11 protein-coding genes are annotated in these 12,110 nt (G+C 39.7%); 2 read left to right on the forward strand and 9 right to left on the reverse strand.

Features of this window, described 5'->3' with window-relative positions:
• The 3 genes from ACG916_RS19660 to ACG916_RS19670 form a co-directional block, all read right to left on the reverse strand.
• Positions 1 to 134, reverse strand: a 134-nt coding sequence (locus ACG916_RS19660; RefSeq protein ID WP_419329223.1) for a CoA-transferase, incomplete at its 3' end; no start/stop codon positions are given.
• A gap of 136 nt (positions 135 to 270) precedes the next feature.
• Entirely contained in the window at positions 271 to 561 is a 291-nt protein-coding gene (gene catC / locus ACG916_RS19665; RefSeq protein WP_004820442.1) for a muconolactone Delta-isomerase, read from the reverse strand.
• 14 nt (positions 562 to 575) lie between these two features.
• Complete coding sequence (locus ACG916_RS19670) at positions 576 to 1,685, reverse strand: muconate/chloromuconate family cycloisomerase (RefSeq protein ID WP_419329222.1); 1,110 nt, start codon at positions 1,683 to 1,685, stop codon at positions 576 to 578.
• A 118-nt stretch (positions 1,686 to 1,803) separates the two neighbouring features.
• Here ACG916_RS19670 and catM point away from each other — a divergent pair, with 118 nt between their 5' ends.
• Positions 1,804 to 2,721: a cis,cis-muconate-binding transcription regulator CatM gene (gene catM, locus ACG916_RS19675; protein ID WP_034617960.1), complete on the forward strand. Its 918-nt coding sequence runs from the start codon at positions 1,804 to 1,806 to the stop codon at positions 2,719 to 2,721.
• Positions 2,722 to 2,888: 167 nt separating this feature from the next.
• Here the strand turns inward: catM and ACG916_RS19680 are convergent, their stop codons facing one another.
• The 3 genes from ACG916_RS19680 to catA form a co-directional block, all read right to left on the reverse strand.
• The gene (locus tag ACG916_RS19680; protein ID WP_419329221.1) at positions 2,889 to 4,451 is read right to left on the reverse strand and encodes a dynamin family protein; all 1,563 of its coding nucleotides are present in this window, start codon (positions 4,449 to 4,451) and stop codon (positions 2,889 to 2,891) included.
• The gene (locus ACG916_RS19685; protein ID WP_419329220.1) at positions 4,451 to 5,707 is read right to left on the reverse strand and encodes a GTPase; all 1,257 of its coding nucleotides are present in this window, start codon (positions 5,705 to 5,707) and stop codon (positions 4,451 to 4,453) included. Before ACG916_RS19685 ends, ACG916_RS19680 begins: the two co-directional genes overlap by 1 nt.
• Before the next feature lie 85 nt (positions 5,708 to 5,792).
• Positions 5,793 to 6,737 (reverse strand): catechol 1,2-dioxygenase, encoded by a 945-nt coding sequence (gene catA / locus ACG916_RS19690; RefSeq protein ID WP_336954088.1) that lies wholly within the window; start codon positions 6,735 to 6,737, stop codon positions 5,793 to 5,795.
• Between the two features lie 550 nt (positions 6,738 to 7,287).
• Between catA and ACG916_RS19695 the strand changes: the two genes are divergently transcribed.
• Entirely contained in the window at positions 7,288 to 8,553 is a 1,266-nt protein-coding gene (locus tag ACG916_RS19695) for an OprD family outer membrane porin (RefSeq protein WP_419329219.1), read from the forward strand.
• A gap of 584 nt (positions 8,554 to 9,137) precedes the next feature.
• On the opposite strand, the gene ACG916_RS19700 is transcribed toward ACG916_RS19695, so the two are convergent.
• From ACG916_RS19700 to ACG916_RS19710, 3 genes are read right to left on the reverse strand one after another with little or no spacing between them, the layout of a single operon-like run.
• Positions 9,138 to 9,260, reverse strand: coding sequence for a DUF2474 family protein (locus ACG916_RS19700; RefSeq protein WP_004721553.1), 123 nt, complete (start codon positions 9,258 to 9,260; stop codon positions 9,138 to 9,140).
• A 14-nt stretch (positions 9,261 to 9,274) separates the two neighbouring features.
• Positions 9,275 to 10,279, reverse strand: a complete 1,005-nt coding sequence (cydB, locus tag ACG916_RS19705; RefSeq protein WP_419329217.1) for a cytochrome d ubiquinol oxidase subunit II — start codon at positions 10,277 to 10,279, stop codon at positions 9,275 to 9,277.
• Positions 10,272 to 11,729, reverse strand: a complete 1,458-nt coding sequence (locus tag ACG916_RS19710; protein WP_419329216.1) for a cytochrome ubiquinol oxidase subunit I — start codon at positions 11,727 to 11,729, stop codon at positions 10,272 to 10,274. The genes cydB and ACG916_RS19710 overlap by 8 nt, the downstream gene beginning before the upstream one ends.
• Positions 11,730 to 12,110: the final 381 nt, after the last annotated feature.

The raw sequence follows: 12,110 nt of genomic DNA on the forward strand, positions 1-12,110 counted from the left end.
ACGCCAAGTTCAATCAGCCCATCGATCAGCTCTGCGGGCTGTCCTGCTGTTCCAAAGCCACCAATCATAATGGTTGCACCATCTTTGATTTGAGATAGAACCTCAGACAACGAGAGCTTACTTTTATCAATCATAAGACGAACCTTTTATCCATGTTTTTAAATTTCTATACATGCCGTATTAGCAAAGATAGACATGTATAGAAACTTAAAAAACTGTGAGAAAGAACTTATCTCACAGTTATTTGGTCAATGAATTTACACCCGCTGCTTAATGGTCATCTTCTCGAATTGAAGACGGATGACGGTTTAAAGCAGTCACTTCGATATTCATATAAGGATATAAAGGCAATCCCTGTAAAATATTGTGGAGTTCTTCATTGCTCTCTACATCAAAAATACTGGTGTTTGAGTATTGGCCTGTAATACGCCAGATATGACGCCATTTCCCTTGACGTTGTAAATCTTGTGAATAAGCCTTTTCAATTGCTTTAATTTCATTGGCTTTTTCGACGGGCATATCGAGGGGGATGTGTACATCCATTCGTACTTGGAAAAGCATGTCAGCTCCTTGAATTATTGACGACGTAGGTTGTCGATTTTGTCTTCATCTAGTTCAATACCGAGCCCCGGACCAGTTGGAATTTTGAGCTCAAAATTGCCATATTGAAGCGGTGTTTTTAAAATTTCTTCAGTCAGTAGCAGTGGGCCAAATAATTCAGTTCCTGCTGCGAGATTGCTAAATGTAGAGAAGGCATGTGCTGAGGCAATTGTTCCAACAGGACCTTCAAGCATAGTGCCACCATAAAGATCAATACCTGCCAGATTGGCGATTTTACCGACTTCGCATGCTTCAATCAGACCACCAGATTGCGCAACTTTTACCGCAAAAACAGAGGCTGCATTGGTTTTTGCCAAGTTATAAGCACTTTGTGGACCAGTTAACGACTCATCTGCCATGATCGCGATATCAAACTTACGGCTAAGACGTTGCATAGCATCAATATTATGAATTGCGCAAGGCTGTTCAATCAGGTCAACGCCACCATCTTGAAGCATTTGAATCCCTTTAATTGCATTCAGTTCAGACCAAGCACGGTTAACGTCTACACGAATTGAGATGTCTGCACCCAAGGCTTTTTTGATTGCCAATACATGCTCAACATCTTGTTCAACAGGACGTGAACCGATTTTTAACTTAAAGACATTGTGGCGTTTTAACGCAATCATTTTTTCTGCTTCGGCAATGTCTTTTTCGGTATTGCCCGACGCCAAAACCCAAAGCACAGGAATACTGTCACGTAAGCGACCGCCGAGAATCTCACTCAGGGGTTGACCTAAACGTTGCGCTTGAATATCTAATAATGCAGTTTGAACAGCACATTTCGCAAAACGATTACCGTTGATATTCCGATGGATCACTTGCATTGTTTGGGCAATATTGGCACCAGACAGTGTTTTTAACAATGGCGCAAAATAGGTTTGGATATTGGTCTTTACACTTTCAGGACTTTCTTCGCCATAACCTAAACCGCCAATTGTGGTCGCTTCACCCCAGCCAATTAAACCATCTTCAGTCGTGATTTTAATCAGGACCAAGGTTTGGGTTTGCATTGTCGCAACGGCCATCTTGTGAGGGCGTATCGTTGGAATTTCGATTAACAGCGTTTCTATGGACTTGTACATCGTGGTTATTTCTTAAGTATCAATCTATTTATATACCCTAATTTAATGTAATATCTTTAACTAGGCCGATTTTGGTATTTTTAGATACTTAAAAGGTATATAAAAGGGATTTAGAGAGATGGAATTAAGATATCTTCGTTATTTCGTTACAGTGGTCGAAGAGCAGAGTATTACCAAAGCTGCAGAGAAATTATGTATTGCTCAACCGCCATTGAGTCGTCAGATTCAAAAGTTAGAAGAAGAACTCGGTATTCTTTTATTTGAGCGTGGCACACGTCCAGTAAGAACAACTGAAGCAGGACAATTCTTTTACCAACATGCGGTACAAATTTTGACCCATACTGCACAAGCCACCTCTATGGCGAAGCGTATTAGTTCAATGAATACAATTGTCCGTATTGGTTATGTCAGTTCATTGCTGTATGCGTTATTGCCTCAGGTAATTTATTTATTTCGTCAAAATAACCCTGATATTCAGGTTGAGCTGATTGAATACAGTACCAAGGATCAAATCGAAGCACTCAAACTCGGTAAAATAGATTTAGGCTTTGGTCGTTTAAGAATTAGTGATCCATCGATTAAGCGCATTTTATTATACAAAGAGAAATTAAAATTAGCCGCGCATAAAAATCATCATTTAACCAGTTATATTGATAAAGGTATTTATTTATCGCAAATTATCAATGAACCTATTTTTTCTTATCCAGCCACACAAAAGCCTAATTTTTCAACCTTGATTCAATCCATTTTTACCGAATTAGGCTTGGTACCGAAAGATATGGTTGAAGTTCGAGAAATCCATATGGCTTTGGGCTTGGTTTCATCTGGGGAGGGGATATGCATTATTCCTGAAAGCGCCAGTGAAATAGGCATGAAAAATCTGGTCTATATTCCGATTTTGGATATAGAGGCCTATAGTCCTATTTCATTAGCTGTGAGAAATATGGATCAAAGTCCTTATTTACCCAAGATTTTAGAGTGTATTCGACAGGTCTTTGAAGAAGAAGGGATTCCACTTCAACTGGATGGGGATTAATCGAGTATATGTTTGAGCTGAGATCAATATAAAATCCCTTCATCCTCGCCTTCTCCCAACGGGAGAAGGGACTTTCAATATCAATATGATTCACTCAACATGATCATTTTTTTGATTTATGAATGAGATCTATTGAGTTAATGATTTTAAAATGACATTTTCGGTGTTTATCCTTGCATTCTTAATGAATTCGCAATGTATTGCAGTTCCTGTTCGTCATTGATTAAGCCTTGCTGGATGGTGGCAATTTGCTCTTGAAGATTGCTTAGCAGTTCTTGGCATTGTGCGATAACTTCATCGCTATATAGATCAAGCTTTTGCCACAAACTATGTGAGATCTCGCTATATAAACGGTCATGGCCAATGGCTAAGATCTCGGTTGCATCATCGGCATAAATCACTTCATAAGCCAGATGCTCAGCAAACTGTAACGGACTGAGAGGGGGATATTGCAGTTGATAATCCGATAAAGTATTAGCAATATGTTGTGATAGAAGCTGTTGAGCCTGTTGGGTCAGTTCACTATATAATTCATCCAATGCTTGCTGTTCGGAATGTCGCTCTAATAAGCTTGGCAGAGATGCAATCATACTGCGCCATGTTTGCGTAATGATTTGTTGTTTATGTTGTGCTAAAGCGCTCACGGCATTGCTTAGCTGCTGTTGTAATTGATGTAGTTGTGGTACAACCTCAAGTTGTAAGGGGGCTAGAATTTGCTCTTGTAAATGATGTAACAAGGCTTCCGCTGGTTTACGCTGTTTATAAGCCAGAGCAGGTTGGATTAAATGTAGAAGTGCGTCAAATAAACGATTAAAACCTGCATTTTGCATGGCCTGATCATTGAAATCCGCATTTTTCAACATCTGAGAGGAGGTTGAAATTGGTGATTGTAACAGTACAGGATCAACTTGCATTGCGATCAGTTGGTCAATAGCACGAGTATAAACATCGGTTTCTTGCAGATAACGTTGGTCAGACGTTTTATTGCATAGAATTTGGCAAATATTACCATCGACTTCATCTTCTTCAAAATAATCACTGCGTGTAAGCACTGGCAATAACGGTTTATGTCTACGTAATTCCTGCCCCAAAGCCGCTAACTCTTTGACCTGACCGGGTGAGGAGGAACTACTTAGCCAAAGGACACCATCTGCACTATCCATAAAGCGTTGAGTTAATGCGGCATTTTCAGGCGTAACTGAATGGAGTCCTGGAGTATCCAGCAAAATGAGATTGTCCGCTAAGCAAACACCTTGTAAGCGTGTGGTGGTTTCTGTGGCACCTTCTTTAAAACGCTCCTGACTTTTAATAATTTCACCTGAGTCGAGATAAAAATATTCAATGCTTTCCTGACGCCTATGAAAACACTCTGCCAATACGTTACAGAATGAACTTTTACCAGCATTGAATTTTCCGAAAATCAGCAAAATAATCTTGTCGTCAAAATGATCTGCGATGGATTGGGCGGCATGTAGTGTCTCTAATTGTGTTTCCCAATGGCTGAGATAACTTTCAAGCTGCGAATTGAGTGTTGCAATGTCTTGGGCAATCTGACTATGTGATGTCAGTCCAATCGGATTGATACGTTGTTTATTGAGATTGATTGCCAGTTGCTGATGCCAAGTGTGCATCTTATTTAAATGTAGCATGATGTCGGATTCCTGCTGATCAAAAGCTTGGGTGCTCGCAATCAGTGTCTGAATCGAATCATGGGAATCATGGACGGTCATTATACCAGCTCCAAAGTGGTTGATGCCTGCTGGGCTTGTATGATGAGCTGCTGTTGCTGCTGAAAGTTAAGTAATTGTTGTTGCAACTCCATTCGATCAGAAGACAATTCAAAATAATGGGCAAATTCACTACGTAAACGTTCACGACCTGATTCTTCGATAAAAATAAGATTGAGATCTTTACGCAGTTTGACCGAGACCCCCATCACCGCAACCATGACCGTATCTAGACTACGGACATTACTTTTTTGCGTATCTGGTAAACCAATCACACCATAGCGCACCAAATGGCTATTGATCTCGATACAGGCACGAGAATAAGCCACTTGAATACGGTTACGATCACGTTTGCCTGCGGTCACTTTATACATATTGGCAAAAGAATCTGGTTCTAGCGAATTATCCTGCCCAGAGATCTGTAGGACCGGCTGTAAATCTTGACGCACTTTATCTAATATTTGATTGAGATCACGCTCAAAATTTTGGCGTTGTTGCTGTAAGCTTGCTGTCAGTTGCTGAATGTTACTTTGAATGTTTTCTAGCTGCTGGGATAAGCGCATTTTTAGATCAACAATGATCTGCTTTTTTTCAAATTGACGTATTGCGGGGACTTGCTCAAGCATCTGATGAAGTATGTGTTGTAGTTCGGGGATACCACTGCGTTGTACCAGTATAGGTTTGGAATTTTCGATCCCTTGACGGTGCCGTGTAGCTGATACAGGTAGTACAGTTGCAGTTGGTGCTTGATTTTGAATGCTATCGATAATCTGCGCTAAAACGGTTTGATCTGGAATTTGGTCAATTTGGGTAAGCAACAGTAAGCTTTGACGTTGAGTTTGCTTTGCATCTTGCTCGAATTGCTGGAATAAATGTAATTCATAAGGATCAAACTCACCCTCACGTACTGAATGGACCATTAGGCGAATATCGGCTTTATTCCACATTGCATCTTGAGCAAGTTGATCATCGATTGTCGCCACATCAGCATCTAAACCTGGTGCATCTAACCAACGGATATGATGTTGCAGATGTTCGGAGAGAGCTACCGTTTCTCGTTTATCCGCTACTGAGAAAATATCTTGACCAATAAGCTCATTTAACAGTCGGCTTTTACCATGATTATATTTACCAATCACTGTCACTGTCGGAAATTGGCCTGCCTGTAGAATGGCTCGTAGCCGAGCCAATGGTATCGTGTATTCAGGAAGTGCGGCTAAAACATGATTAGTCGCTGCATCAAAAGTATGAATATCCATTTAAATATCTTTTCCATAAAGTAAAACAGGCTAAACCGTTACAGCTAGCCTGATTTCAAGATTCACAATATGACTTTTAGCTGTATTAAGCTTGTAGGCGAGGGCGGTCAACCACATTGTTATCAACACCATCTACGAGGTGACTGAGTTTGAGGTCAAATACCATTTCAGCAAATGGGCCTTCAACACCGTTGGCTTGAATCGTCGCTGCATCAGTATGTTCGATTGCGTCAATCACAAGACCTTCACGTGTTGCATAGGCGAAGTCATCATAAGTGTATGGGTCACCAGCTACGTTAATTTGCGTAGTTAATTTGCGATGGCCTTCTGCTGTTACAAAGAAATGAATATGTGCAGGGCGATTACCATGGCGGCCTAACTGATTCAATAATTGTTGAGTTGGGCCATCTGGTGGACAGCCATAACCTGCAGGCAGAATGGTTTGTACACGATATTGACCTTGAGCATCTGTCATAATGGTGCGACGCATGTTAAAAGGCTGTTGTTCGCCAGTTGGATCAAAGTGGGAATAGAAACCTTTGGTATTGGCATGCCAGATCTCTACTTGTGCATTTGGCAGTGGTTGGCCATCTGCCGCGTAAATCGTGCCGTGTAAAATCAGGGTATGACCATTTGGATCACTGCCATCATCCATACGGGCAAAACCTTGTGCAACAGGGGCACCTGCGACATAAAGTGGGCCTTCAATGGTACGCGGGGTTGGGTTCTCAATACCCAAAGCAGCATCAATTGCATCCATACGCATATCAAGGAAGTGGTCAAAGCCTAAACCAGGAGAAAGTAAGCCTGCTTCATGGCTGGTGCCTAATTGGTTTAAATATGCAACTGCAGCCCAATATTCATCAGAAGAAATTTCTAAATCTTCAATGGTCTTAAATAAGTCAGAAACCACCCGATGAACGATTTGCTTAGTGCGAGGATTTCCACCTTCTTGCTCAAGTCCACTGAGTAGATTAATGAAATTCTGTACTTCTTCCGTCTCGAAAATTCTAATATTATTGGCTGTCATGGCTATCTCCTTAATCTTGCCATAATGCTGGATCACGTTATCACTTTTAAGAGATGTTATGAGTTGAGCCAGCATCACTCCTGATATTGCTTCGTTGATGAATCCTTCTATATACCTTAATTGAATGTTATAGCCTTATCTAGACTGAATTCGGTATCTTTAAATACTTAAAAGGTATATTTATCTCAGCAAAGGGGAAAATTGTTATGATGAAATTACCTGTTGATAATGGTAATCTCAATACGCAGTTGATTAATTAATAAATTATTATAATTCAATTTCTTAATAGATGTTTACTACGTGGAAATCATTAATCTATTTTAAAATATCATTGCTATGATGTAAAAGGTATAAATATATACCGCTTTGTACATGGAAAATTACATTAATAATTCCGATAATTGATCGTGGTGATGAATTCCCTTAATCATATTGGTTTGAATTTATTTGTATTTTAAGGGAGTACAAAAGTCTTTGTCTTGAGGATAAGACAAAGATCACCTTAGAACTTACACAACAAGAATTTCAAATATTCAGGAAAGGATTTCCCATGTTAAAGCCAGATTTGCTTTATAGAACTCAACGAGTTGCACTTTATACATTGTTTGGATGTTTGAGTATAGATACTGCTTATGCTGAGTTTTTAGAAGAGAGTAAAACCAGTATTTATTTACGTAATTTCTATATTGAGCGCGACTTCGAAGATACCACGAATGATCTGGGGAGTTGGTCGCAGGCTGCATCTGGACGTTTTGAGTCGGGTTATAGCGACACACCCTTGCAAGTGGGTTTAGATTTTGGTTTCCAATATGCATTACGTTTAAATGACCGTTATGATGAGCGCTTAGATACCGTTTTTAAATATGATCAAGACGAAGCTCAACAAGCACGAGATTATTTAAAATTAGGTGCAACCTTAAAAGTTAAATACCAAAATACAGAACTTAAAGTCGGTGAGCTTTTCCCAAAAACACCGGTTTTATTTATTGATGATTCTCGGCAATTGGTGACGACTTATGCAGGAGCAATGTTAGAAAGTCAAGACATTCAAAATTTAAAACTTTCCGCAGGCCGTTTTACCCATGTGAATGCCCGAGATGATGATGAATATAGAAAGTTCACTTTAGGTAACTCAACAGATCCCAATAAAAGAAGTGATGGTTTAAATTTTATAGGCTTAGACTATAAGCTTACCCCTAACTTCACAGGTTCATACTGGTTTGGTCAGTTGGAAGATATTTATCAACAACACTATTTCAATGCGGTTTATACAGAAAAAGTCAATGAGCCCAAGCTAAAAGTAGATGCGCGCTATTTTAATTATAAAGAGGATGGCGATGCTTATTTTGGAAACATCGATGTTCAATCTCTAGGGTTACAAGCGAGTGCACAACATGGCCCAAATACCTTTTTAGCGGGCGTGCAAAAGCATTTCGGTGAGGACAATATTCCACTTTTAAATGGTTATGTTCCGCAAGGATATTTACAGACTTGGTCTGCAATTGCTTTTTATAAAGCGAAAGAGTTTACTTGGCATGCCTTATATAGTTATGACTTTAAAGATCATGGTCTACCGGGCTTAAAGTTAACTTTGCGTTATTTAAATGGTAGTGACATTTATCGGGCTGGTTTTAAGGATAATAAAGAAACCGAGAAAAATTTGATTGTAAACTATACTGTTCCAGAAGGATGGTTAAAAGGTCTTGGGGTAGAGTGGCGCTATATTGATGCTGATATTAAATATGGTGTTGGAAATATGCCAGGCAAGGATTTTGTGGAAAATCGTTTTATCACAACCTATACCTTTAAATTCTAATTTTTGCTTAATCCGATAAATCGAGTGATGCCCCTATTAAAAATAAGGGACATCATCTTTAGCAGTCAGGATATTTAAGAGTCCAAGTATAGTTAACCTGTAAAAACTGAGACACAAGAATATAATTTCTCTTAATTAATATTTTAATTAAATCAATTATATGGAGAAAATAAGTTGTTTGATTCTAAAAGCTTGCAATGCCACACCTTACATTCAAAGTTTAAATATCTTTGCGTAGGCGATGCCTCTCTTTTTAGAGATAAAAAGGGACAAAAATCTTCCGTTTAACAGGGCTCTTGCGCTGCAAACAAAGCAGTGCTTTATTTTTGCTCATATACCCCCGCTCAACTGCGACATCCTTGTCGCCCCACGGTAGGATAAGTATCTATGCTTCAAAAGCACAAAAAGTGAATTGATAACCAGCAGTTTCTAAAAGTTTATACAAATACTTAAGTTTCATTTCTGATCAATGACTTGATGCAAATCAGTTGTATAAATATTTAGGTGGTTTGACTATAAATAAGGATAAGCATAGTTAAATGCTTATCTTTTCTTCGCTAGTCAGATCATCAATAGGTATATGCCTAATAGGCAAAACTAAGCATTAATCTAAACAAACCCGCAATTAAAGCCAATGCTGCAAAACCGAAACACCACAACAAAATAAACCATGTTGCTGGGTTGAGTTGTTTGATGTATTTGTTCATCTAAAACTCCTTGATCAATGATAGCCTTCATCACCAATACGGACTTTGTCTCGGAAAACCCAATAAGACAAGAAGGTATAAGCGATAATAATTGGGATCAGAATTGCCGCACCGACCAAGGTAAATTTAAGACTTGATTCTGGTGCAGCGGCTTGCCAAATTGAAACTGAAGGTGGAATGATGTTTGGCCATAAACTAATTACAAATCCAGTAAATGCCAGAAAAACCAATGCCAGCGTATAAACAAAAGGTTTGATCTCATGTCGTTGCTTACAGGCATGTAAAATTAAACCAGAAAAGAGTACAACTAAAATAGGCACAGGGCTGAAATAGATAAGGTTTGGTGATGCAAACCAGCGCTGGGCAATTTCAGGATGTGTGATCGGGGTATAGATACTGACGGCAGCAAAAATAATCATTAACGTGATTAACAGCTTTGGCATTAGCGTATACATGATGTCTTGTAAACGCGCTTCCGTTTTTAAAATCAACCAGCCACAACCTAAAGTGGCATACATGACCACAACACCTAAACCAGTGAAAAGTGAAAAAGGGGTAAACCAATCCCATACACCGCCACTATAAATACCCGCAGTGGTTTGAATACCTTGGATATATGCACCAAGGATAACCCCTTGGAAAAAGCTAGATAAGATTGATCCCCAAATAAAGGCTTGATCCCATAAGTATTTGGTTCGAGTTGCTTTAAAGCGGAACTCGAAGGCAACACCACGGAAAATCAATGCGACCACCATAAAGATAATGGGAAGGTATAAAGCAGAGAGTACAGTAGAATAGACCAGCGGAAAGGCTGCAAATAATCCCGCACCGCCAAGCACCATCCATGTTTCGTTACCATCCCAGACAGGGGCGACCGTATTCATCATGACATCACGCTCTTGCCGGTCTGGAATAAATGGAAAGAGAATTCCAATACCTAAATCAAAGCCATCCATCACCACATAAATCAGTACACCTAAACCGATAATGCCGACCCATATTAAAGCGAGATCAATCATGATGTTTCTCCTTATTTTGATCTAGCGGCGGTTGCTGTCCATCTATTGGATCATCCACAGCACTGAGTGGTCGTAATGGGGTTTTAAAATGCCCTAAACCGGTTATTTCATGATCTAAACGCGTTAAAAACTCAGGTCCAGATTTCATGAGTCTGAACATATAATAAATCCCTGCACCAAATACCACGGTATAGACCAGTACAAAAATGATCAGGCTCAGCCCCACTTGGTCAGCTGTTACAGTATGTGATAAAGCATCTTTGGTACGTAATACGCCATAAACCACCCAGGGCTGTCTTCCCACTTCCGTAGTAACCCAACCTGCGAGTAAAGCGATATAACCCGTTGGACCCATCACAATGGCGAATTTATGAAACCATGTAGACTCGTATAGCCGATTCTTTTTGCGTAGCCATAAGGCTGTTAAGGATAGCAATACCATTAACATGCCAAGACCTACCATGACACGGAAACTCCAAAATACGATAGCTACATTTGGGCGATCTTCAGCTGAAAAATCCTTTAATCCAGTAACTTCGCCATCTAATGAGTGGGTTAGAATTAAACTGCCTAAATAGGGAATACCAAATTCAGTCGTATTTTTTTCTTGTTGCATGTCTGGTGTTGCAAACAGCAGAAGTGGCATCGCGTGATCACGGTTGGTTTCCCAGTGTCCTTCAATTGCTGCCAATTTCGCAGGTTGGTGTTTTAAGGTGTTTAAACCATGGTTGTCGCCAATAACCACTTGTAAACAAGAGGTTACCAGCACCATCCATAAACCCATAGAAAATGATTTTTTAATTAATTCATCACGGCGTCCTTTAAGCAGATGCCAGCCAGCTGTGCCTACAACCAATAATGAGGAAACTAAAAATGCAGCAGTTGCCATATGTGCAAAGCGATAGGGGAACGATGGGTTAAATACAATTGCCCACCAGTCCGTCGGGACAATGATGCCATTTTCAATTGCAAAACCTTGTGGTGTTTGCATCCAACTGTTGGAGGATAAAATCCAGAACATTGAAATACAGGTTCCAATAGCGACCATGAGTGTGGCAAAAAAATGTGCTTTTGCGGTGACTCGGCCCCAACCAAAAAGCATAATTCCTAAGAAGCCAGCTTCTAAGAAAAATGCGCTTAAAACCTCATAGGTGAGTAATGGCCCCGTCACACTCCCTGAGATACGCGAGAACTCACTCCAGTTGGTACCAAACTGGTAGGCCATGACAATGCCTGAAACAACACCCATAGCAAATGCAACAGCAAAAATCTTAATCCAGTATTTGAATAGGTCTTTGTAAACAGGGTTTTGTGTACGCAACCATTTCCATTCCAGCAGTGCAAGGAAACAAGCTAAACCAATAGAGGTTGCAGGGAAAATAATGTGAAAAGACACAGTGAAAGCAAACTGAATTCTTGCCAGTTCTAGTGCAGTTAATCCGAGACTCATTGCATGCCCCATCGTTGCTTGAGGCATTGGATCGCTATAGACCCATGACCGTCATGATTAAGTTTGGAAAAAACAATAGATCGTTCCATAAAAACTACCTACTTAGAAATAATGGTTAGGGTTTGTTGATATTTCATAAATGGCTTGCGTTGTCGCAATTATCGCCGACCTTTCAACAGACCCTATGATCTTGCACCATAATTTAGATTGGCTGTAGGTACAGAAAATGAGGAGAAAAAATATAACAGATTTTTAAAAAATGGCTAAACTGTTATATTTTTATCGGCTACTTTTGTAGCTATTTTTTTCTTTAATGCACTGCAAACTACGGATATATCACTCAATTTTAAGTTGAAAAAGGTATGTACCGTTAAATTTACC

It is taken from the genome of Acinetobacter legionensis (assembly GCF_048552295.1).
Classification (GTDB): Bacteria; Pseudomonadota; Gammaproteobacteria; order Pseudomonadales; family Moraxellaceae; genus Acinetobacter.